Origin of the sequence: Brevibacterium linens (assembly GCF_003999335.1) — a bacterium.
In the GTDB taxonomy this organism is placed as follows: Bacteria; Actinomycetota; Actinomycetes; order Actinomycetales; family Brevibacteriaceae; genus Brevibacterium; species Brevibacterium linens.
Genome location: NZ_CP026734.1, coordinates 1,819,828 through 1,841,885, shown reverse-complemented (window position 1 = coordinate 1,841,885; position 22,058 = coordinate 1,819,828). Strand labels below are relative to the sequence as shown.

The 22,058-nt window shown below is 65.8% G+C and carries 23 protein-coding genes and 1 tRNA gene; 10 read left to right on the top strand and 14 right to left on the bottom strand.

From position 1 onward, the window contains the following. Positions 1-80 precede the first annotated feature (80 nt). From cmtR to CXR29_RS08355, 3 genes are read left to right on the top strand one after another with little or no spacing between them, the layout of a single operon-like run. The gene (gene cmtR, locus CXR29_RS08365; protein WP_094454062.1) at positions 81-449 is read left to right on the top strand and encodes a Cd(II)/Pb(II)-sensing metalloregulatory transcriptional regulator CmtR; all 369 of its coding nucleotides are present in this window, start codon (positions 81-83) and stop codon (positions 447-449) included. After that, positions 446-2,410 (top strand): heavy metal translocating P-type ATPase, encoded by a 1,965-nt coding sequence (locus tag CXR29_RS08360; RefSeq protein ID WP_127362084.1) that lies wholly within the window; start codon positions 446-448, stop codon positions 2,408-2,410. The genes cmtR and CXR29_RS08360 overlap by 4 nt, the downstream gene beginning before the upstream one ends. Positions 2,411-2,422: 12 nt before the next feature. Continuing rightward, a complete protein-coding gene (locus CXR29_RS08355; protein WP_127364313.1) occupies positions 2,423-2,725 on the top strand; it encodes a thioredoxin family protein in 303 nt (100 codons plus the stop codon). Positions 2,726-2,873: 148 nt separating this feature from the next. Here CXR29_RS08355 and CXR29_RS08350 read toward each other — a convergent pair whose 3' ends face one another. Next, entirely contained in the window at positions 2,874-3,116 is a 243-nt protein-coding gene (locus CXR29_RS08350; RefSeq protein ID WP_127364312.1) for an LLM class flavin-dependent oxidoreductase, read from the bottom strand. Positions 3,117-3,314: 198 nt separating this feature from the next. Between CXR29_RS08350 and CXR29_RS08345 the strand changes: the two genes are divergently transcribed. Both CXR29_RS08345 and CXR29_RS08340 read left to right on the top strand, forming a co-directional pair. Then, positions 3,315-3,761 (top strand): hypothetical protein, encoded by a 447-nt coding sequence (locus tag CXR29_RS08345; protein WP_101596966.1) that lies wholly within the window; start codon positions 3,315-3,317, stop codon positions 3,759-3,761. Positions 3,762-3,763: 2 nt separating this feature from the next. Continuing rightward, positions 3,764-4,780, top strand: coding sequence for a DDE-type integrase/transposase/recombinase (locus tag CXR29_RS08340; RefSeq protein ID WP_127364311.1), 1,017 nt, complete (start codon positions 3,764-3,766; stop codon positions 4,778-4,780). A gap of 131 nt (positions 4,781-4,911) precedes the next feature. Here the strand turns inward: CXR29_RS08340 and CXR29_RS08335 are convergent. Next, positions 4,912-4,984: transfer RNA gene (locus CXR29_RS08335), tRNA-Asn, on the bottom strand. A 256-nt stretch (positions 4,985-5,240) separates the two neighbouring features. Here CXR29_RS08335 and CXR29_RS08330 point away from each other — a divergent pair. Then, positions 5,241-6,152: a DMT family transporter gene (locus CXR29_RS08330; RefSeq protein ID WP_240812193.1), complete on the top strand. Its 912-nt coding sequence runs from the start codon at positions 5,241-5,243 to the stop codon at positions 6,150-6,152. Next, positions 6,153-7,364: a glycosyltransferase gene (locus CXR29_RS08325; protein WP_338142543.1), complete on the top strand. Its 1,212-nt coding sequence runs from the start codon at positions 6,153-6,155 to the stop codon at positions 7,362-7,364. 43 nt (positions 7,365-7,407) lie between these two features. On the opposite strand, the gene gluQRS is transcribed toward CXR29_RS08325, so the two are convergent. The 9 genes from gluQRS to CXR29_RS08280 form a co-directional block, all read right to left on the bottom strand. Then, a complete protein-coding gene (gene gluQRS / locus CXR29_RS08320) occupies positions 7,408-8,346 on the bottom strand; it encodes a tRNA glutamyl-Q(34) synthetase GluQRS (RefSeq protein WP_101554008.1) in 939 nt (312 codons plus the stop codon). Then, a complete protein-coding gene (locus tag CXR29_RS08315) occupies positions 8,343-8,663 on the bottom strand; it encodes a GNAT family N-acetyltransferase (RefSeq protein WP_101554007.1) in 321 nt (106 codons plus the stop codon). Before CXR29_RS08315 ends, gluQRS begins: the two co-directional genes overlap by 4 nt. Positions 8,664-8,762: 99 nt before the next feature. After that, positions 8,763-10,454, bottom strand: coding sequence for an AMP-binding protein (locus CXR29_RS08310; RefSeq protein ID WP_127364310.1), 1,692 nt, complete (start codon positions 10,452-10,454; stop codon positions 8,763-8,765). 28 nt (positions 10,455-10,482) lie between these two features. Then, positions 10,483-12,180 carry an ABC transporter permease gene (locus CXR29_RS08305; RefSeq protein WP_127364309.1) on the bottom strand — a complete coding sequence of 566 codons (1,698 nt, stop codon included), beginning with the start codon at positions 12,178-12,180 and terminating at the stop codon, positions 10,483-10,485. A gap of 20 nt (positions 12,181-12,200) precedes the next feature. After that, positions 12,201-12,965: a molybdate ABC transporter substrate-binding protein gene (modA, locus tag CXR29_RS08300; RefSeq protein ID WP_206516266.1), complete on the bottom strand. Its 765-nt coding sequence runs from the start codon at positions 12,963-12,965 to the stop codon at positions 12,201-12,203. Between the two features lie 91 nt (positions 12,966-13,056). Continuing rightward, complete coding sequence (locus tag CXR29_RS08295) at positions 13,057-13,458, bottom strand: TOBE domain-containing protein (RefSeq protein ID WP_101554004.1); 402 nt, start codon at positions 13,456-13,458, stop codon at positions 13,057-13,059. Then, entirely contained in the window at positions 13,455-13,886 is a 432-nt protein-coding gene (locus CXR29_RS08290; protein ID WP_101554003.1) for a molybdenum cofactor biosynthesis protein MoaE, read from the bottom strand. The genes CXR29_RS08295 and CXR29_RS08290 overlap by 4 nt, the downstream gene beginning before the upstream one ends. Next, positions 13,883-14,353 carry a cyclic pyranopterin monophosphate synthase MoaC gene (gene moaC / locus CXR29_RS08285; protein WP_101554002.1) on the bottom strand — a complete coding sequence of 157 codons (471 nt, stop codon included), beginning with the start codon at positions 14,351-14,353 and terminating at the stop codon, positions 13,883-13,885. The genes CXR29_RS08290 and moaC overlap by 4 nt, the downstream gene beginning before the upstream one ends. Beyond that, a complete protein-coding gene (locus tag CXR29_RS08280) occupies positions 14,350-15,558 on the bottom strand; it encodes a molybdopterin molybdotransferase MoeA (protein ID WP_241241644.1) in 1,209 nt (402 codons plus the stop codon). The genes moaC and CXR29_RS08280 overlap by 4 nt, the downstream gene beginning before the upstream one ends. Before the next feature lie 41 nt (positions 15,559-15,599). On the opposite strand from CXR29_RS08280, the gene moaA reads away from it, so the two are divergent. Next, positions 15,600-16,688, top strand: a complete 1,089-nt coding sequence (moaA, locus tag CXR29_RS08275) for a GTP 3',8-cyclase MoaA (protein ID WP_101554000.1) — start codon at positions 15,600-15,602, stop codon at positions 16,686-16,688. Next, positions 16,689-16,934, top strand: coding sequence for a MoaD/ThiS family protein (locus CXR29_RS08270; RefSeq protein ID WP_127364305.1), 246 nt, complete (start codon positions 16,689-16,691; stop codon positions 16,932-16,934). Between the two features lie 32 nt (positions 16,935-16,966). On the opposite strand, the gene CXR29_RS08265 is transcribed toward CXR29_RS08270, so the two are convergent. Then, entirely contained in the window at positions 16,967-18,139 is a 1,173-nt protein-coding gene (locus CXR29_RS08265) for a ThiF family adenylyltransferase (protein WP_101553998.1), read from the bottom strand. Positions 18,140-18,194: 55 nt separating this feature from the next. Next, on the bottom strand, positions 18,195-19,412 hold the full coding sequence (locus tag CXR29_RS08260; RefSeq protein WP_101553997.1) for a molybdopterin molybdotransferase MoeA: 1,218 nt from the start codon (positions 19,410-19,412) through the stop codon (positions 18,195-18,197). Positions 19,413-19,557: 145 nt separating this feature from the next. On the opposite strand from CXR29_RS08260, the gene CXR29_RS08255 reads away from it, so the two are divergent. After that, on the top strand, positions 19,558-20,406 hold the full coding sequence (locus CXR29_RS08255; RefSeq protein WP_240811980.1) for a CPBP family intramembrane glutamic endopeptidase: 849 nt from the start codon (positions 19,558-19,560) through the stop codon (positions 20,404-20,406). Positions 20,407-20,575: 169 nt separating this feature from the next. Here the strand turns inward: CXR29_RS08255 and CXR29_RS08250 are convergent, their stop codons facing one another. After that, positions 20,576-22,045, bottom strand: coding sequence for a peptide MFS transporter (locus tag CXR29_RS08250; RefSeq protein WP_127364302.1), 1,470 nt, complete (start codon positions 22,043-22,045; stop codon positions 20,576-20,578). Positions 22,046-22,058: the final 13 nt, after the last annotated feature.

The window sequence follows — 22,058 nt, the reverse complement described above, 5'->3', positions numbered from 1 at the left end:
CCCGAGGGCAAGCGCGCGGAGCGCGTGCGGCAGCCCCTGCATCTGGACGATTGGTCAGCGTGCACTGTATAGTTCAGTGCATGCTGACTATTGCTTCGCGCCTCGACGTCATGAACCGGCTTGGCCGGGCCATGGCCGACCCGACGCGCTCCAAGATCCTGATGTCCCTGCTCGACGGCCCGAGCCACCCTGCCGTGCTGTCGCGCGAGCTGGGGCTGACGCGCTCGAACGTGTCCAACCACCTGACGTGCCTGCGCGACTGCGGGATCGTGGTCGCCGAGCCCGAGGGCCGCCAGACCCGCTACGAGATCGCCGACCCGCACCTGGCCGGGGCGCTGACGGCGCTGGTGGACGTCACGCTCGCGGTGGACGAGAGCGCGCCGTGCATCGACCCGCACTGTTCGGTGCCCGGCTGCTGCGCCGCGACCGGTTCAGGGGACGCCTCGTGAGCGCCGCCTGCGGCTGCGACGAGCCGACCACCAGTGCCGCCGAAGAGGCCGAGGAGGCCGAGCGCCCGTGGTGGCGCGATCCGGGTCTGGTGGTGCCGATCCTCTCCGGCGTCGCGTTCGGCACCGGCCTGGTGCTGGAGTGGTCGGGACTGCACGTCGCGGCGCTGGTCGCGTTCTGGGCGGGCCTGCTGCTGGGCGCGTACACGTTCGTGCCCGGCGCTCTGCGGAACCTGTTCGTCAAGCGGAAGCTGGGGATCGCGCTGCTGATGACGATCAGCGCCGTCGGCGCAGTGATCCTCGGCTACGCCGAGGAGGCCGCCGCACTGGCGTTCCTCTACTCGATCGCCGAGGCCCTGGAGGACAAGGCGATGGACCGCGCCCGCGGGGGCCTGCGCGCGCTGCTGAAGCTTGTGCCGGAGACCGCGACCGTGCTGCGCGACGATGCCTCGGTCGAAGTCCCGGCCAAGGAGATCGCCGTCGGCGACGTGCTGCTGGTCCGCCCCGGCGAGCGGGTCGCGACCGACGGGACTGTCCGGTCCGGTCGCTCCAGCTTGGACACCTCGGCGATCACCGGCGAGTCGATCCCGGTCGAGGTCGCCCCCGATGACGCAGTGTCGGCGGGCGCGATCAACACCGCCGGGGTCCTGGAGGTCGAGGCGACCGCGGCGGGCACCGACAACTCGCTGACCACCATCGTGGAGCTGGTCGAGCAGGCCCAGACCGAGAAGGGCGAACGCGCGCGCATCGCCGACCGGATCGCCCGTCCGCTGGTGCCCGGCGTGATGGTCCTCGCCGTCCTGGTCGGCGTGCTCGGCTCGCTGCTCGGCGACCCGGAGACCTGGATCACCCGCGCCCTGGTCGTGCTCGTCGCGGCCAGCCCGTGCGCGCTGGCGATCGCGGTGCCCGTCACGGTGGTGTCCGCGATCGGGGCTGCGACGAAGTTCGGCGTCGTCATCAAGAGCGGTGCCGCCTTCGAGCGCCTCGGCGGCATCCGCCACCTCGCCGTGGACAAGACCGGCACCCTGACCCGCAACCGGCCCGAGGTCACCGCCGTCGTCGCCGCCGACTGCTTCGACGACGCGCAGGTGCTCGCCTGGGCCGCGGCGGTGGAGCAGCACTCGACGCACCCTCTCGCCGCCGCCATCGCCGCCGCGGGCCAGGGAGCCCCCGCCGCGCAAGAGGTGACGGAGGAGGCCGGCCACGGCATCGGCGGCACCGTCGACGGCCTCCGGGTGAGCGTGGGCAGCCCCCGCTGGATCGACGCCGGACCGCTCAAGGCCCGGGTCGAGGACCTGGAGGCCGAGGGCCAGACCTGCGTGCTCGTCACCGTCGACGGCCGCCTGGCCGGGGCGATCGGGGTCCGCGACGAGCTGCGCCCCGAGGTCCCCGACGTCGTGCGCACGCTGAAGAGCCAGGGCGTCGAGGTGAGCATGCTCACCGGAGACAACGCCCGCACCGCCCACGCCCTGGCGCAGATCGCCGGGATCGGCGACGTGCACGCCGAGCTGCGGCCGGAGGGCAAGGCCCGCATCGTGGCCCAGCTCTCCGAGCAGTCACCCACCGCGATGATCGGCGACGGCATCAACGACGCCCCCGCCCTGGCCGGTGCGACCGTGGGCATCGCGATGGGCGCGACCGGCTCCGACGCCGCGATAGAGTCCGCCGACGTCGCCTTCACCGGACACGACCTCGGCCTGATCCCGCAGGCGCTGCGGCACGCCCGCCGCGGCCGGGCGATCATGAACCAGAACATCGTGTTGTCCCTGGCGATCATCACCGTGCTGCTGCCGCTGGCCATCACCGGCGTGCTCGGCCTGGCCGCAGTCGTGCTCGTCCACGAGGTCGCCGAGGTCGTCGTCATCGCCAACGGGCTGCGCGCCGCGCGTGCCCGCAAGAGCCAAGCGGCGGCCGCGTCGCCTGAGACGGCGTCACCGGCCGCGGTCCGCGCGGACAGAGCCTGAGAGGAGTGGATCATGGAGATCACGTTGCAGTACTTCGACGGGTGCCCGAACTGGGAGGTGCTCGACCGGCGGCTCACCGAGGCCCTCGACGGCCGATCGGCCGTCCGCGTCGTGCATCAACGAGTCGAGACTGCCGAGGACGCCGCCCGCCTCGGGTTCCACGGGTCCCCGACCGTCCTCATTGACGGTTCCGACCCCTTCGCCGACGAGCACACGCCGGTGGAGCTCGCCTGTCGAGTGTTCCGCACTCCTGCCGGGCTGGCTGGTTCGCCCACCGTCGATCAGCTGCGCGAAGTACTTGATGCGCCTCTATGAGGGTGGAGCACCGCCGGGTTGCGCGATCATCGCACCGACGCTCAGCGCAGGAAGAGCCGCCTTCATCGAAAACCAGCCAGGATTGCCGTCAGCGTTGTGCTGTAAAGCGCGCCGACGCTGACAACGGGTGCTACAACCCGGGCATGCGCTACCTCATATCGATGACTCCGGTACCGACCTCGATCCTGCTGGTCTTCCCTGCAATCGTCGACAGCAGCGGAATGGGCGAGGCTGCCTGGGTCGCGAAATGATGGACCCGGAAGTAGGCGCCGTTGACGCCGAGCTCGTCGGCGCCCTCTGAGATCTCAACCGCATCGCGCAGCATCTGCCCGGCGTCGAGGTCGCCGCCGTTGTCATAGTGACCGAAACTGAGGAATCCGAAAAACTTCATGCCAGATGAACCCCCTTCAAGAGGCACATATTCCTCTTCGTCTCGACGCGTGCCGAGGTCCGCTGCTTCCGTATGGTTCACACTCAAATTGTCGGCATCAGCGACCTCAAAATGCCTACGTGGTGTTCTTGAACAGTGCGCCCTCTCTGTCAGGCTGGTTGTGAGTCACTCAGTCTGACACTGAGAGGAACACTATCCATGACCATCACTACTGGATACAGCGTGGCAGAGATCCGGTCTTTCCTGGTTCAGTACGACCAGATCCCCTTCGGACAGAAGGGCAAATGGGTCGATGCTCAACCGTTCACGCGAAAGCAGCTGTACACGTGGATACGAGCTCTCGTTACCGGCGACCTCGACCGCGGACTCGTCCCGCGGAACAATGACCCTATGACCTATGCGGCACGGCGGAAGAAGATGACCGAGGAATTGACCTCGGACCGTGAGAAAGCCCTGATGAAGGAACTCGCGGCCAAGGAGGCGGCTCTGGCCGCGAAGGAGAAGGAACTGGCGTCCCAAGGTGAGGAGATCCGCAGGCTGGAAGAGACGGCGAACAGCTTGGGAAAAGCTATCGGGCTCTTGCACAGCAGGAACGTGTCAGAGCCCGACGCGGACGAGGAACATTCGAGTCCGAAGAATTCCTGACCATGGAGAACACCCTCGTGTTCGACCTCGTCGAGTCTGGCCTGTCACAGCGCCGAGTTCTTGACGTCGTGGGCCTGTCACGGTCTACGTGGCATTACCGGCTCAACCCGCGCCAGACTACGGCTGAGCCGGTGGCGCATCGGGACCGGGCCTATCCGAACCGCATCGATGCTGAAGCGAAACAGCAGATTAAGACACTCATCGAAGCAGGGTGGGCCGATGATCACTCGGTTGATCATGCATTCGCGCGGGCCTGGGACGACGGGATCATGGTCGCGTCCCAACGCACATGGTGGCGCATCGCTGCCGATCTGGAGGATCAGACCAAACGGCCGCAGGTCGCCACGCGCAAGGGCACAAGGCAGCCCCGTGAGATACCGGTGCTGGTGGCGACCAAGCCGGGGCAAGTGTGGTCATGGGACATCACTGATGTGAAGTCGGTCTGGGCACACGTCGTGTTCAAGGTGTACTCGATCATTGATATCTTCTCCCGCAAGATCGTGGGATATCGGGTCGAGCACCGCGAGTCCGATGACCTTGCAGTGGAGATGTTCGAAGACGCTATCACGAGATATGGTGCCCCGGAGTTCGTGCATGCCGATTCTGGAGCGGCGATGAAGTCCGCGGTGTTGAAAGAAGTCATGGCCGTTCATGGCACTGAGACAACGCATAACCGACCGTATGTGTCTAATGACAACCCGTATTCGGAGTCAGCGTTTCGCACGATGAAGTATCGGCCGGCGTATCCCGTCGTGTTTGATGACCTTGATGATGCTCGAGACTATGTCGGTGCGCATGTGCAGTGGTACAACACTGAGCATCGTCACTCCGGGATCGCTCACTTCACCCCGGACCAGGTCCAAGACGGGTCCTGGAACACAGTATGGGAGAAACGACAGGACACTCTGGCCAAGTATTACGCGCAGCATCCGGAACGGTTCGCGAAACCACCGACGACCCCGGCACCAGCCGAGGTCGTCGGGATCAACCATCGAGAGATAGACACGCTAGCAGCGTGAGTGACTCCAAACAGCTTGACAGGGCGCGGCGTATGAATTTTGAACCCGCGGGGGCTGGCGCACCGGAGTCGGCTCCGGGGACCCTCCGGCAACGACGAAGGCCCCGTCCATGATGGACGGGGCCTTTGCTGCTCCCCCGGCTGGGCTCGAACCAGCGACCCTTCGATTAACAGTCGAATGCTCTGCCAACTGAGCTACGGAGGAATACCGCAGTTTCCTGCGGACGTGTGTTCCAGCTTAGCAAACCTCCCGGCCGACGAACAAAACCAAGACAAGTGCTTTAGCTCACAGCGTTGAGGGTGCTTCGGCCACAGCATTGAGGGTTTCCCCACCCGTTGCCGCAGGGTTGCCTTACAGTCAGGACAAACACAGTCCGCGGCCATCTTCACCGCCGTCCTGCGCGATAGACTCAAAGCGATCCCCACCCCAGAACTGCACCGTCGAAACCGGAAGACTCATCGTGACCATAGCGGCAATCGCCCTCGCCGTCCTCGCGGCCGTGGCACTGGCCTATGGCGCCTTGTATCAGCACGAAGCCGTTGCCGGGCAGGATGACTCCCACAACGGACTGAGCTGGGCACATTTCACCGACCTGCTCCGCAACCGCCGTTGGCTGCTCGGGCTGACCATCCTCGGCGTGGGAACGGCGGGCAATTTCGTCGCCCTGGCCCTGGCCCCGGTGATGGTCGTCCAGCCGATCGGGGCATTCTCACTCATCGTCTCCGTGCTGCTCGGCGTCCGTCACCGCGGCCTCAAGGTCAACAGACGACTCGTCCAGTCCGTCGTCTGGTGCACCGCCGGGGTGACGGCCTTCGTCGCGCTCTCGGCCACGACCGCACAGTCGGAGGTCCACCTCGGCGCCGATGCCATGCCCCTGTTCTGGATCACCGCCATCGCCGTCGCGATCGGCCTGGTGATCGTCCTCGTCTTCCGTCATGCCCCGCAGCTGGTTCTCATCATCGCGGCCGGACTGCTCTTCGCCTGTGTGGCGACGAACGCCCACCTGGTCAGCGTCCAGTTCCTCCGGGCCGGCATCGACCAGGTCACCTGGATCAACGTCGCAGCACTGGTGGCGGCGGTTGCCCTCGGTTCCCTGTTCGTCCAGAACTCCTATGCGGCGGGCCCTCCGGAGATGGTCATCGCCGGGCTGACAGTCATCGACCCGATCGGTGCCGTCATCCTGGGCACCATCGTCCTCGGCGAGGCGGCCCACTCCCCCATCTGGCTGATCCTGACCATCACGCTCACCGGATTGGTCGCCTGCGCAGCCGTCGTTGTATTGTCGCGGTATCATCCCGATGTCAGAGATCGAGAAGCTCAGCGCAGGAACGCCCGCCGTTCCGACACCATGACCGACACCGAGGAGAGCTGAATCCTGTCTGCGCACCGTCCCACTCCGAAACGCCGAATCCTCATTCCGGCAGAGACGTACGCCCCCGAAGTCAACGGTGCCGCGAAGTTCGCCGAACGGCTCGCCGCAGGCCTCGCCGCCCGCGGCAACGATGTCCATGTCGCCTGCCCTTCGGCGACAGGCAAACCCTCGGTCAGCGTCGAGAACGGGGTCACCGTTCACCGACTCACCGCTCACCGCTGGCCGTTGCACCCGACGTGGATGATCTGCATGCCGTGGGAGACGAAGCCCGAACTCTCCCGACTCCTCGACAGCATCCGTCCCGATGTCGTGCATACACAGGCTCACTTCGTCATCGGCCGCTTTGCCTTCTCCGAATCGATCAGGCGGGCTATCCCCGTCGTGGCCACGAACCATTTCATGCCCGACAACGTCCGTCCCTACCTCAGAGCTCCGAAGCCCGTTCTCGACGGCGGCACCGCCATCGCCTGGTGGGATCTGCGCCGGAAGTTCCAGTCCGCTGACTTCATCACGGTGCCCACACAGTTGGCGGCCGATCTGCTCACCGAGAACGGCTTCTCCTCTCCCATCCGAGCGGTCTCGTGCGGGATCGATCTGGAACGCTTCGCTCATCTGCGCGAACTCGACTGCGCCCAGTCACGGGCCGTTCCCCCGCGCGTCCTCTTCGTCGGTCGCCTCTCCTCGGAGAAGCATGCCGCAGACATCGTCGAGGCAGTGGCGAAGACCGATCCGGAGTTGGGGCTCGAAGCCGATATCGTCGGCGGCGGTGACCAGGAGGAACCGCTGAAGCACCTGGCGGAGGAACTCGGCATCGCCGACCGAGTGCATGTGCTCGGAAAGATCAGCGACAAGGCGCTCATGGACGCCTACCAGCGCTGCACCTTCTTCTGTATGCCCTCGACCGCTGAGCTGCAGTCCATCGCCACGCTGGAGGCGCTGGCCTCGCGCAAACCCGTGGTCGTTGCCGATGCGGTGGCCCTGCCGCACCTCGTCCGCGACGGAGTCAACGGGTATCTGTTCCCGCCGCGCGACACCGACGCCCTGGCCGATCGCTTCACCCGCATCTGCCGGATGCCCGAAGCCGATCTCGATGACATGTCGAAAGCGTCGCTCGACGTCGTGGCCAAACACGATATCGAATACACGCTCGACACCTTCGAATCCATCTACGACGGAGTCATCCGAGACGCCGCCGACTCGTCCGCGGCCTGACGGCCACGCGAGCTGACGAACAGGCGGCCTGACGAACGCGGGCCTAACCACCCACAGGTGGGACGAAGACCGTCGGGGCGGTCGGCATCCCGGTGAAGTCGACACTCCTGATCATGTCATCGACGGACCTCCACCGGGAGCCGGTACCGTCGAACCCGAGTGACTGCTGCATCCAGGCGAAGACGTCCTCGACGCTCCACCCGAGGCTGCGCAGCTGCTGATAGGTCACCGCGCCGTCGCGTTTGGCCAGCCGCTGGCCGCTGTCGTTGAGCACCAGGGGCACATGGACCCAGCCCGGTGCGGGCAGACCCAACAGCTGTGCCAGATATGCCTGCCGCGGTGCAGAAGAGGCCAGATCGTCCCCGCGCAGGATCTCGTCGATTCCGCTCGCTGCATCATCGACGACAACGGTGAGGTTGTAGGCGTAGACGCCGTCGCCTCGCCGCAGCACGAGATCGTCGACAAGGGCCTCCACTCGGCCCAGCAGCACATCGGTGATGCTGTGCTCTCGGTTGTCCGTGCGCAGACGCAGCGCCGGCTGCCGGTTGTTCGCCTCGAGTCTCCGTCGGGCCGATTCCCGCTCTCCCTCGCCGAGACTGCGACAGGTCCCGGGATACGCCCCGGGTGGTGCATGGGGCGCGCTCGGGGCCTGGGCGATGTCCTTGCGTGAGCAATAGCATTCGTAGACGAGACCGTCGGCTGCCAGCCTCGCAATCGCGTCCGAGTATTCCGCGGTGCGTGCGGACTGGACAAGGGGACGCTCGTCGGGAACGACTCCGAGGTCGGCGAAGACCTCGAGCTGCGAGTCGGCCGCGCCGGTCTTCACCCGATCGAGGTCTTCGACCCGCCACAGGAACCGGCGGCCCGTCTGCCGGGCACGCACATAGCTGAGCAGTCCGGTGCGGATATTGCCGATGTGGAGGTCACCGCTCGGGCTCGGAGCGAAACGCCCGGCTCCGCCGACTGAGTGTGTGCCGGTCACTGATCGGCTGCGAGGTCGCCGTACTGCGGGAACCGTTCGAGGTAGTCCTGCACATAGGAACAGGTGGGCACAATGGACGTCCCATCCGCACGGAGGAGGTCGAGCACCCGGGTGACGAGAGTGCGGGCGAAACCGCGGCGGGAGTAGCCTTCGGAGATGATCGTGTGCTGCAGCTCCAGGGTGTGCTCATCGATGACCTGGTAGGCGAGGAACCCGATGAACTCCCCCGGGGTCTCTTCGGAGAAGAGTTCGAACCGTTCGCGATCGACGTTCTTCACGACTCGGACCGGTGTGGGGCTGAGTTGAGGCTGTGGCATTGGTGCGCTCCTTCATGGCCGTCTCCTCTGTGAACGATACATGGTCGCGGCAGGGTCTGTTCGCGACCCCAGCCCCTGCCGGGACCGCGCCCGTTGCCCTCAGGCTCCGGCCGAGTGAGTGAGCTCTTCGCCTTCTCGGCGCAGCTCGACTTTGCGGATCTTGCCCGACACCGTCATCGGGAACGATTCGCGAACCTCGACATAGCGTGGGATCTTGAAGTGGGCGAGCTTGCCGGAGCAGAACTCACGGACCTCGTCGGCGGTGAGCGAGTCGAAGCCGTCCTTCAGGATCACCCACGCCATGAGTTCTTCGCCGTACTTCTCGTCGGAGATGCCGACGACCTGGACGTCGCGGATCGCTGGATGGTGGTAGAGGAACTCCTCGACCTCGCGCGGATAGATGTTCTCGCCTCCGCGGATGACCATGTCCTTGATCCGTCCGGAGATGTCGACGTAGCCGTCATCGTCCATGATGGCCAGGTCGCCGGTGTGGATCCACCGGGCAGCGTCGATCGTCTCGGCCGTCTTGTCCGGCTGATTCCAGTAGCCGAGCATCACCGCGTAGCCGCGAGTGCAGAATTCGCCTTTCTGGCCGCGCGGAACGGTCTGCCCGGTGACGGGGTCGGCGATCTTGATCTCCAGGTGCGGCATGACCCGGCCGACGGTCTCGGTGCGCTTCTGCAGGGAGTCGTCGACACGCGTCATCATCGACACCGGCGAGGTCTCGGTCATGCCGTAGCAGATAGCGACCTCGGACATGTTCATATCGTCGATGACTCGGCGCATCGTGTTCACCGGGCACGGCGATCCTGCCATCACGCCGGTGCGCAGAGTCGAGAAGTCGAATTCTGCGAACTGCGGGTGCTCGAGTTCGGCGATGAACATCGTCGGCACACCATAGAGCGATGTGGCTTTCTCCTCGGTGACCGCCGACATCGTCGCCACCGGGTCGAAGGCCGGTGACGGCAGCACGACCGCCGAGCCGTGGCTCAGCGCGGCGAGGTTGCCGATGACCATACCGAAGCAGTGGTAGTACGGCACGGGAACGACCACGGTGTCGGCGGGGGTGTACGAGAGCATCTCGCCGATGAAGAAGCCGTTGTTGAGGATGTTGTGGTGACTGAGGGTCACACCCTTGGGGAACCCGGTCGTGCCGGAGGTGTACTGGATGTTGATCGGATCATCGGCCGAGAGGTCGTCGATGACCTGCTGCAGCCGCACCGCGTACTTCGCCCGTTCGTCGTCGAGCATCTCGCGGCCCTGCCCGATGAGGTGAGCGAAGGATTCGCGCTCGCCGACCGTGACACCGCCGACGAGGTCTGCGGAGACCGTGTCGAGGAAGACGAGATCGAGGCTGGGGACCTTGGCGGCCACCTCGGTGGCGATGGCGTGGAAGTCCGAGTGCGGGGGTGCGACGATCTGCGAGATCATCAGGCTCATTCCGGACTGTTCGACGACGAACTCGAGTTCGTGGCTGCGGTAGGCGGGATTGACGTTGACCAGGATCGCTCCGATCTTCGCCGTGGCATACTGCACGAGCGCCCATTCGCCGACGTTCTGCGCCCAGATGCCGACCCTGTCGCCCTTCTTCACTCCACGTTCGAGAAGGCCGATGGCCAGTGCGTCGGTGTCACGATCGAAGTCGGAGTACGTCCACCTCCGATTCGAATGCCGGTCGACCAATGCCAGCGCTTCAGGATTCCTCGCGGCGGTGCGTTTGATGTGCTCGGCGATGGTGATCCCGAGCAGCGGTTCCGTCGATGTTCCCGACGAGTAGGACAATTCGGACACTGCGGTGTGCTCCCTTGCATGCCAATTTTCACTGTGACTGATTGCACACTATTCCGTCACGGTCCCGCATGCAAAAGCTGGCGAGGAATTCGGCGCCCTCACCTGCGGCTCCGGGGTCGACCTGTCCGACGGGAGCCGAGTGGACGACGATGCCGCTCTCCACCAGGACCAGCGACTCGGCCAGAGCGGTGACGTCATCGACGTCGTGGGTGACCAGCAGTGCGCTGCGCCTGCTCAGCAGCCGGGACAGCACCCGACGGGTCTCGACAGCGACATCCACGTCGAGTGCGGCCAGCGGTTCGTCGAGCAGCAGCAGCTTCGGTTCGACGACGAGCGCACGGGCAAGCGCGATGCGGGCGGCCTGTCCCCCGGAGACGGCGTCGGGTCTGCGGTGCGCGCACTGTCCCACGCCGAGGCGGTCGAGCATCGCCTGCGCCTGTTCACGTGCGACGCGGCGAGTCGCACCGTGAGCCCGCAGACCGAATCCGACGTTGTCGATGACGCTCAGGTGGGGGAACAGGAGGGGGCTCTGTGCGAGATGGACGATTCCGCGGTCGTGGACCGGCGGCCACAGTCCGGCAGCGATGTCGAAGACCGTGTCGTCCCCGAGACGCAGCCGTCCCGAATCAGGCACCAGGGCGCCGGTGAGCACCTGGAACAGGGTGGATTTTCCGGCCCCGTTGCGGCCGATGATCGCAGTGGTCCCCGGCAGCGCGGAAGTCAGATCCAGATCGATTCCGCGGGCAGTCAGCTGGACTTCGGCCCTGATGCTCTGTGCAGGTCTCGCAGGTCCCACGGACCGCGGCTTCGGTTCGGTCGCTCCCCCGCGTTTCGGGGCGTCGTCGAGGGCGGATGGGACCGCCTCGGCGGGGTTGGGGGTCGGGGCGGTGTTAAGGGATCTCAGCCGGGGAGCGTGCGGGGACCGGTAGGCGACGATGATGATGAGCACGGCGATGACGATGAGCAGGAGCGAGAGGCCGATGGCCGCCTGCGGGTCGGATTCGCGGACGAGGTAGATCTGCAGGGGCATCGTCCGGGTGACGCCGGACAGCGATCCGGCGAAGGTCAGTGTGGCCCCGAACTCGCCGAGTGAGCGGGCGAAGCACAGCACGGCGCCCGTGACGATTCCGTGTCGGAGCAGCGGCAGAGTGACCGTGAAGAACACACGATTGGGTTTCGCACCGAGCTCGGCCGCGGTGAGTTCATAGCGGCGTCCGAGGCCCGCGGTGGCGGTCTCGACGGACATGACCATGAACGGCAGGGACACGAAGACCTGCGCCATGATCACCGCCGAGGTGGTGTAGGCGAGACTGAGGCCCGCCGCTTCGAGCCCTCCGCCGAGGATGGCCGACCGACCCCAGGTGTAGAGCAGCGCGAGACCGCTGACCACCGGCGGCAGCACGAGAGGCAGCAGGATGAGGGTGCGCACGATGCGCTGGCCGGGGAACCGCCGAGTGGCGAGCAGGTACCCGAGGGGGAAGCCGATGAGGACGCTGATGAGTGCCGAGGTCACCGAGGTCAGCAGGGACAGCCTCATCGCCAGGCGGGATTCCTCGGCCGTGATCACGGCGAGCAGACTCTGGGCATCGACCCGAGTGAGCATGCCGATGATCGGCAGGAGCAGGAAGACGATGCCGATGACGGCGGGCAGCCACAGCCAGCCGGGGACGAGCGATTCCGATCTGGGTCGCCGCGGGGGGCGGACCGGGGACGTCTCGCGACGCATCGGAGCAGGCGCAGGCATGGTCAGCCCGCAGCGAATCCGGCGTCGCGCAGCAGCTTCTGGGCCGTGTCGGAACCGAGGAACTTCACGAAGTCGTCGGCTTGGTCCTGGTTCTCGCTGGCCCTGACAGCGGCGGCCGGGTACTTGTTGATGACCTGGTCGGCGCCGTCGAGCTCGACCTGTTCGACCTTGCCGCCTCCACGGGCGATATCAGTGACGTAGACGATTCCGGCGTCGGCCTGGCCGGCGCTGACCTTGCCGAGCACATCGGTGACCGAGTTCTCTTCGCTGACCGGATCGAGTGCGACGTCGTTGAGGTCGGCCCACTTCTGAGTTGCGGCCCCGCAGGGCACCTGAGGTGCGCAGACGACGAGGTCGGTCCCGGAAAAGTCCTTGGAGCTCGTGATCGCCTGCGGATTTCCCTCGGCCACGGCCAGGGTGAGCGTGTTCGAAGCGAACATCTCAGGCTCGCCGGCAAGCAGATCGTCGGAGGCGAGTGTGTCCATCGTCTTCTCATCGGCGGTGGCGATGACGTCGGCGGGGGCGCCTTCGGAGATCTGCGAGACGAGGTCGGAGGAACCGGCGAAAGAGAACTTCACGTCTGGTGCGTTCGGATCGGCGGCGGTGTACTCATCGGCGATGTCGTCGAAGACTTCGGTGAGCGAAGCGGCGGCGAAGACGGTGATCTCCTCCGGTTCGTCCGCCTCGGCGTGCGGATCCGATCCCGATGAACAGGCGGTCAGGGTCAGGGCTGCGACGGTGCAGAGCCCCAGCAAGGTTTTCTTCATACTCCTATTGAACCCGCAAATGCGACTCCGTGTCGACTTCAGCTCCGATTATGAGACTCTACGCTCGCGTGCTGCCAGGCACGGCCGGTCCTCATGAACTCGGAACGGTGTCGATCGACACCATCGTCGCCTTCACCGAGGCGGTCGCAAGTCTGCCCGGCTCGAGCCCGAGTTCGCGGCAGGCTTCGGCCGACATCAGCGACACCACGCGGAAGGGACCGCACTGCATGCTGACCTGGGCCATCACTCCGTCGATGCTGACGTCCGTGACGAGACCGGCGAAGCGGTTGCGTGAGGAGCTGACGACTCCGCTGGGGTCCGGCAGAGCCTCGGAGGACGATTGAGCGAGAGCGGCGAGCTCACTGCCGTCGACGACCGCCCGATTCGAGGCGTCCTTGTGCTGGGACAGTCGACCGTCGGCGACCCACCGGCGCACGGTGTCATCGCTGACGCCGAGGAACCGTGCCGCTTCGCTGATCCGCAGTCGGGTCATTCGAGGGCTCCTACCCATTCGTCACTGCCATCGCTGAAGTGCTGATGCTTCCAGATCGCCACCCGAGCCTTGACCTCGTCGATGAGTTCGCAGCAGGCGAGGAAGGAGTCCTTCCGATGGGCTGAGGCGACGACTGCGGCCAGTGCCACATCGCCGATCTCGAGGTCGCCGACGCGGTGGACGACGGAGAGCCTGACCGCAGGGTGCCGGGCGGCGATGTCCGCAGCCACCTCGGCGATCTGGGTGGAGGCCAGGGGGTGGGATTCGTAGTGCAGACGAGCGACTCCCCGACCCTCGTCGTGGTCGCGGATGACTCCGGAGAAGCTGACGACGGCACCGCAGGTCTCCGTGAGGACCTGGGGTTCGAGTTCCTGGGTCGAAATCGGGGACTCGATGACTCCCGTGGTCACGACTGTGCCGGTGCTCATGACTCTCGCGTCCAATCTCCGCTCTTTCCGCCGGTCTTCTCGACGACCTTGATGTCGCTGATGACGGCCTGGTTGTCGACGGCCTTGATCATGTCGAAGATCGCCAGCGCGGCCGTGGTCACAGCCGTCAGGGCTTCCATTTCGACGCCTGTCTTCGACACGGTCTTCACCGCGGCGGTGATGGCCACCGCGTCCTCGCGGAGTTCGAACTCCACGTCGATTCCCGTCAGGGGCAGCGGATGGCACAGCGGGATGAGGTCGCTGGTGCGCTTGGCGCCCATGACGGCGGCGATGCGGGCCACGGGCAGAGCATCGCCCTTGGGAAGCCCCGCCTCGGCGATGAGGTCGATGACCTCGGCACGAGTGGTGATGAGGCCGGAGGCAACGGCTCGGCGCTTCGTGACGTCCTTGTCGCCGACATCGACCATCTGGGCGGTTCCGGATGCGTCGACGTGGCTGAGTTTCATGCGATCTTCCACGTCAACAGCCTATCTCCCACAGCTGAGAACGGATCGTCTGCTCCCGCGTCCTCGGGTGAGACGAAGACGAGGTGCGTGGCTTCGGCATAGCTGTGGAGCAGGTGGGACCGGGAGTCGCCGACGAATTCGAGACCGGCGTCGGTGAGTCTGGCGCGGCGCACCTGCAGCTTTCCGGCCGGAGGGGCTTCGTCGAATCCGTGTGCCAGTCGGTGGAGGCCGGCCTCGCGGGGCGGTTCGTGGTCGGCCAGTCCGAGCAGGGCGGGCCGGATGAAGAGTTCGAAGCTGATGAGTGTGCTCACCGGGTTGCCCGGCAGCGCGACCCACGCATGATCGGCCAGGCGTCCGCAGCCCTGCGGTCCCCCGGGCTGCATGGCGATCGGTTCGAAGGTCATCGAAGAATCCGCATCGAGGTCGGCCGCGAGCTTGACGACTTCGTGCGCTCCCTTCGAGATGCCCCCGGTGGAGATGACGAGCTCCGCATCGCTGTCGCGGACTCGGTCGAGCAGCTGCTGTGGGTCGTCGGGGACGAACGCCGCCTCGGTATCGACGCCGAGGCGACGCAGCCCGGCGTTCAGCGTCACGGAGTTCGCGTCGTTGATCCCGGCGGCCGCGTCAGCGGCGATCTCATCACCCGTGCTCACGACGAGCACGCGCGGGAGACCGAGCACCGGAAGTTGGTTCACCCCACACGCGGCGGCCACGCCGAGGTGGGCCGGTGTCAGCAAGGTGCCCGCACTCAGCACGGTCTGACCGGTGCGGACGTCGGATCCGCGGCGTCGGACGAAGGTTCCCGGGCGTGGTTCTGCACGAGCGTCGAGGGTGATGGCATCGGCTCCGAAGCGTCCCGGGGAGGTGTCCTCGATCTTGACGACCATATCGGTGCCCGCAGGCAGCGGCGCCCCGGTCATGATCTCCACTGCAGTGCCCGGCAGCACCGGCTGACCGTGTGCACCGGCAGCGACACGCCCGTGCACGGGAATCGGGCGGTCGCGCATCTCGTCGACGGTGGCGGCGGCCAGGGCGTAGCCGTCCATGCTCGAGTTGTCGAAGCCGGGGACATCGATCGGCGATTCCACATCGGCGGTCAGCCGCCTCGGCGTCTCCAGCAGAGAACTCAGCGGCAGGCTCACCGGACCGGTCAGGGGCGCGATCATCTCGGATATCCGCTCACGGTGCATCTTCGCAGTAGTCATGGGACGATGATATCGACACGCTTTTCAAGGAGGATGACGCAATGGAGAAGATCGGCCTGCCCATGCCGGTGCTCAGAACTCCGACGGTCGACCCGGGCGAGGAGTTCACCGGCCACACCGAGGACGCACTGCTCGACACCTTCGATCGCCGCGCTCGCGACCTCCGCATCTCCCTCACGGACTTCTGCAACCTGCGCTGCACCTACTGCATGCCGGAGGAAGGCGTCGAGTTCATGTCCCGCGATTCCGCGATGACCGGCGACGAGATCGTCCGCTTCGTCCGCATCGCGGTAGAGAAGTTCGGCGTCGACCAGGTCCGGTTCACCGGCGGCGAACCCCTGACACGCAAGGACATCAACGAGATCATCGCCGGCGTTGCGGCACTGGAGCCGCGACCGAACATCGCACTGACGACGAACGCGATCGGGCTCGACAAACGCGCCGCACGGCTGAAGGACGCGGGACTCGATCGCATCAACGTCTCTCTCGACACGATCGATCCGGAAACCTTCGAGTCCATGACCCGACGTCCGTTCCTCAAACGGGTGCTCGAGGGCATCGACGGGGCGAAGGCCGCCGGCCTCGAGCCCGTGAAGATCAATGCCGTGCTGCTGCCCGGCGTCAACGATGCACAGGCTCCGGATCTGCTGCAGTGGTGCCTCGAGCAGGATCTGAGTCTGCGGTTCATCGAGCAGATGCCCCTGGATGCCGGACATTCCTGGGATCGAACGTCGATGATCACCGCCGCGGACATCTTCGCCCTCCTCGAGCCCCGCTTCGTACTCACCCCGGATTCGGCTCCGCGCAACGGCGCCCCGGCGGAGAAGTTCCTCGTCGCCGATCGACGCCGTCCCGATACGATCCTCGGCACCGTCGGAATCATCGCTTCTGTCACGCGTCCGTTCTGTGCGGACTGCACCCGCACGCGGCTGACCGCAGAGGGTCGTGTGCGCACCTGCCTGTTCTCCCACACCGAGGTCGATCTGCTCACCGCGATGCGCGAGGGGGCCTCGGACGATTCGATTGCGAACCTGTGGAAGGGTGCGCATTGGAAGAAGCTCGCCGGTCACGGGATGGACACGGATTCGTTCGAGCAGCCACAGCGTCCCATGAGCGCCATCGGAGGATAAGTGCCCACCATCACCGTTCGGTTCTTCGCCGCAGCCCGCGAGGCCTTCGGCGCCCGCGAATCACAGATGAATGCCGAGACCGTCGATGAGCTCGTCACGACCCTCGCCGAGGCGGCCGCCCCCCAAGCCGCGACCGTGCTGTCGCGCTCGAGCTTCCTCGTCAATTCCGTGGCCGCGACCGATAAGTCGGTGCACTTGGCCGATGGTGACACCGTCGATGTCCTCCCGCCGTTCGCCGGCGGGTGAGGTTCTGAGCAGACCGGCCGGTGGTCGCCTCGTCAGCGCTGCTGCGGGGTCGGCTGTGACAGAAAGGCGAGGTATCCGCCGTTGACCGAGGTCACCGCGGTGCCCTGTGAGCGCAGCTGTGCTGCGGTCTTCGCCGAGCGCACCCCCGACCGGCAGTACAGTGCGATCCCTGACTGCTGCATGGGATCCGACCCGACGGGCAGCCTGCCGGGGTCGGCGAGGAGCTCGTCCATCGGAATGTGAATGGCGCCGGGGACCATCCCCGAGGCGACCTCGTCGTCCTCGCGGATGTCGACGAGGACGGAGGTCTCGTCGAGCTCCGACCAGGTGACGGCGGCCGGCCCCAGAGGACTCTCTCCGGTGTTCGTGCCGGCTGCGCCCTCGGTGCCGTCGTCGGTGCCGAGCAAGTCGAACGTGTGCTGGGTGTAATCGCTGCGATGCATCTCGAGGTCGGTGACCGGAGTTCGACCGGGGATCGGCTGCACCGGGACGGTCTCCCAGCCGGCATCGAGACTGCTGTGGATCGCCACGCTGTTGTACAGCGGTGTGCCGATTCCGGTGAGCACCTTGATGGCTTCCATCGCCATGGCGGATCCGATGCTTCCGCACAGGGGGCCGAGGACTCCGGCGACCGAGCAGTCGGGCACGCTGCCGGGGGCGGGGACCTCGGGATAGAGGTCGCGCAGGGTAGCGCCGTGTTCGACGTCGAAGACGGCGACCTGTCCGTCGAAGCCGAGGATCGTCCCCCACACGAGTGGGACCCTGCGAATCTCACAGGCATCGTTGGCAAGGTAGCGGGTGGCGAAGTTGTCGCTGCCGTCGACGACGATGTCGACGCCGTCGAAGAGGTCGAGAGCGTTGTCCACAGTGAGCAGCTGGGCAATCGTTCGGACCTCGATCGACGAGTTGATCCCGTTCATCCGCTGCCGGGCGGAATCGATCTTACGAGAGCCGACGGCCGCCTCGGTGTGGATGACCTGTCGGTGCAGATTGCTCAGCTCGACGATATCGGGATCGACCACGGTGATCGTGCCGATGCCGACGGCCGCGAGGTAGCTGAGGATCGGAGCGCCGAGCCCCCCGGCGCCGATGACGAGGACATGCGAGTCGAGCAGCGCCGCCTGCGCGCTCTCACCGAACCCGGACAGTCGAAGCTGCCGAGCATACCGGGCCCGGTCGGCGGGTGCGAGGCGTGACGTGGACATGCTTCCATCCTAATCGGCTGTGCTGTTCGCGGACTGTCTGCACCGGTGTCGGGCATCAGCACTCGAGGTAGTCGATGACCGTACCCGCGATCAGCTCCTCAGGGCTGTGCGGGGAATCGGTGCGGCGCGGGATTCTGATGATCACATCGGCGGCGGCGAAATTCGGGAGTCTCGCCCGTTCGGCGGCACGGATCTCCCCCGATTCCGTGAAACTGCCGGGGCGGACGGTGACGGCGTTTGCGTGTGGCCTCAGGCCGGGTCCGGCGAGAATGCCCTTCCGCCATCTCTGCCGCAGGCTCTTCCTTGTCAGCACCGAGCCGACGAAGAGGTGGAACGCGACGAAGGCGCCCTGAGGTGTGCCGGGCAGATGGATGAGCGGCAGTGTGCCGAATCGCCCGCAGCCCTGCGGGGATCCGGGTCGCATGTCCAAGCGGCGGAAGGTCGAGTGGTCGGGTTCCAGAGTCTGGCGAACGACTTCGAAGGCACCTGCGCTGATCCCGCCGGTCGTCACGACGAGGTCGGCCTCAGTCCGCATCGACATAAGTCTGTGGCGCAGCTCGTCGACATCATCGCTGCTCGTGGCTTCGATGGGTTCGGCGCCGAAGCCGCGGACGGCAGAGGCGAGCATCGGCAGGTTCGAGTTGAACACCGAGGCGGCGGCCGCCTCGGTGAGGGTCCCATCCGACCGATCAGCACCCTGGATTTCGTCACCAGTGACGATCAGGCCGATGCGGGGCCTGCGGACGACGCCGATCTCGGTGATGCCGAGCATCGCGAGCGTGCCGACCCCGGCCGAGGTGATCCGCTCCCCCGCGGTCAGGACGATGTCCCCCCGGCTCATGTCCTCGCCGATTGCACGGATGTTCCAGCCAGGAGGCACTGACTCGGGAAGAGAATCGATCCGGATGGCCTCGGGGGCCGGACCGGCCTGCTGAGCGTCGGTGAGCTCGACGGGAACGACCGCCTCGGTGTCGGTGGGCACGGGAGCTCCCGTCATCACCCGCACCGCGCATCCCGGTTGCAAGGCGACGGGGCCGTGACCGGCGGGAATGTCGCCGACGACTCGAATGGACGTGCCGTCGCGGGCGGCGTTCAGGGCAGCGCCGTCGAGGGCGAACCCATCCATTGCCGAGGCGGCGAAGCCGGGCACCGATCGCGGGGCTGTGATGTCCGTCACCGTGGTGCGTCCGGCGGCGGTGCGCAGCGGCGTCGTTTCGGTGTGCAGACTCGGCGCCAGATCGGCGATGAGCTCGGAGTAGTCCTCTGGGTCCAATGATGTCCTTCCTTCGGTTCGATCCTACTTGCGATTCGATACGGCCGGGCCCGATGGTCCGGTGCGGCCGGGACCGGACCATACGGCGCGAGTCGCGTCGGGTCATCCAGTGCGGGGCGGGCCGGGTTCGTCTACAGTGTGGAGCGTGGACACTGACCGAGCAGTAACCGTCGAGTCCTCACAGCTGAAATTGGTCAGCTGGGAGGCTGCCGCGGCTGCCCTGTTGGCAGTCTCGGCAGTTGTGCTCTTCGGTGTGGGAACGACGTTTCCGCAGGTCCGCGCCTTCGGGTACGTTCCGATGCTCGCTGCTCTGGTCACCGCGTGGAGTGTCAATCGGCGCTTCGCCAGAGACCTCAGCATCATCGCCGCCTGTCTCGCACTCATCTCGGCGATTTCGGTCGAGGCCGATATCTCCTGGACGAACATCGCCCGCATGGGTGTGGTGCTCTCCGCCGTCGTCATCGGCCCGTGGCTGGTGACCCGGTACGTCTTCCAGGACCGGACGATCCAATTCCCGCTGCGGCGCGGCCAACCCTGGTCGCGGCTGGAGTGGGCATGGCTGGTCTTCGTCGTCGTGGTCGCGTGGGCGGTGCTGCCGCAGTACTTCATGCGCACCGGGGTCTACCTCAACTGGCCGCCGCTGACGAACTGGTCGGAGATCGTCCGACTGTTCTTCGGGGTCAATGCCGTGGGCATCTGGGATGAGCTGTTCTTCATCTGCACGGTCTTCGCCCTGCTGCGCACACACTTCTCGTTCTGGACGGCGAACGTCTTCACCACGATCATCTTCGTCTCGTTCCTCTGGGAGCTCGGCTACCGGTCGATCGGGCCGCTGCTGACGATCCCCTTCGCACTCGTGCAGGCCTTCATCTTCACTCGCACGAAGTCACTGCCCTATACGGTCACGGTGCATCTGCTCTTCGACGCGCTCGTGTTCCTCACGATCGTCCACGCCCACCACCCTGACGCGCTGCCCATCTTCATCGGCGTCTGACACCGTCATCAGAGTCCGAGTCGCGGCGGGCAGCCTCTCGACGCCCGGCGGCAACGCGCTGAAGAGACACTTTCGGTCAGCGATGGTCGCCCGGGATGACGCAGGTCCCTCCGAGTCGGTGACTCGGAGGGACCTGCGTACGGTGGTGACTGTTCGCGCGGCAGCGGACTCAGCGGATTCCGCGCAGCAGCTTCAGCATCGGCTTCGTCAGGGTGAGCGCGAGCAGGCCGAGCACGACCGTCGAACCGCCGACAGAGAGCCAGTACGGTGTCTGATTGGAAGTGTCGAAATACCCGCCGAGCACACCGGACAGTGCCGTTCCCACACCCGAGGCGAGGAAGAACACGGCGATCATCTGCGACTGGAAGACCTTCGGTGCGACCTTCGTCGAGAACGACAGTCCCACCGGCGAGATGAGCAGCTCACCGAAGACGAACACGGCCAGGGTCAGAGCAACCCACAGCAGCGGCGTCTCATTGGGACCGGCCTCAGCGAAAGGCAGGAACATGAGGAAGCCGATGCCGATGAGCACGAGAGACAGTCCGGCCTTGACCGGTGTCGAGATCTGCTTGGGTCCGAGCTTCATCCACACCGTGGCGAACAGCGGGGCGAAGACGATGACGAAGAACGCAGGGATCAGCTGGATCCAGTTGATCGGCATCTCCCACCCGAAGATCGAGCGGTTGAGCTGCGTATCCGAGTAAACGGTCAGAACACCGAAGATCTGCTGGTACATCGACCAGAAGATGACGACGGTGATGAAGAACGGGATATAGGCAAGGACGCGGGAGCGCTCGTCGCCATTCGTCTGCGGCGAGGTGTACATGACGATGAAGTAGCAGGCGGCCGCACCGGCAGAGACTCCGGCGATCCACCAATCGAGATTTTCAGGGTTGACGATCGTCGTCATCCACAGAATGACGGAGAGGAGAACGACGACCACGACGGCCACGAAGAAGAGGTAGAGCTTGTTCTTCGGCAGCGGATTGACCGCGACACGGGACTCCGGCGGCAGGCTGCTGCGACCGGTGAGGTAGATGATGAGGCCCAGGGCCATGCCGATTGCGGCGGCCCCGAACCCGTAGTGGAAGCCGATGTTCTTCTGCAGCAGGCCGGTGAGCAGCGGGCCGAGGAGGGCGCCGATGTTCACGCCCATATAGAAGATGGTGAAGCCGGCGTCACGGCGCGGGTCCTTCTCTTCGTAGAGTTCACCGACCAGTGCCGAGGCGTTCGCCTTAAGACCGCCGGAGCCGAGTGCGACGAGGATGAGGCCGATCGCCACTCCCCCGTAGCCGGGGATGAATGCCAAGCAGATGTGGCCGATCATGATGATGATGGCCGAGTAGAAGAGGACCTTCTCCGCTCCGGCCAGCCGGTCGGCGAGCCAGGCGCCGAGGATGGTGGCGAGGAAGACGGCACCGCCGTAGGCACCGACGATCCCCACGGCCGTGCCCTGCTCCATCCCCATGCCGCCGTCGGTGACGCTGAAGTAGAGGTAGATGGCGAGGATGCCGTTCATCCCGTAGTAGGAGAATCGCTCCCACAGTTCCAGGCTGAACAGCTGCATGAGCGGCAGAGGGTGTCCGAAGAAGCGGGTATCGCTGCGGACGGCCTCGGTCGTCGAGGTGCTTGAAGACATTCCGTAGTGGTGT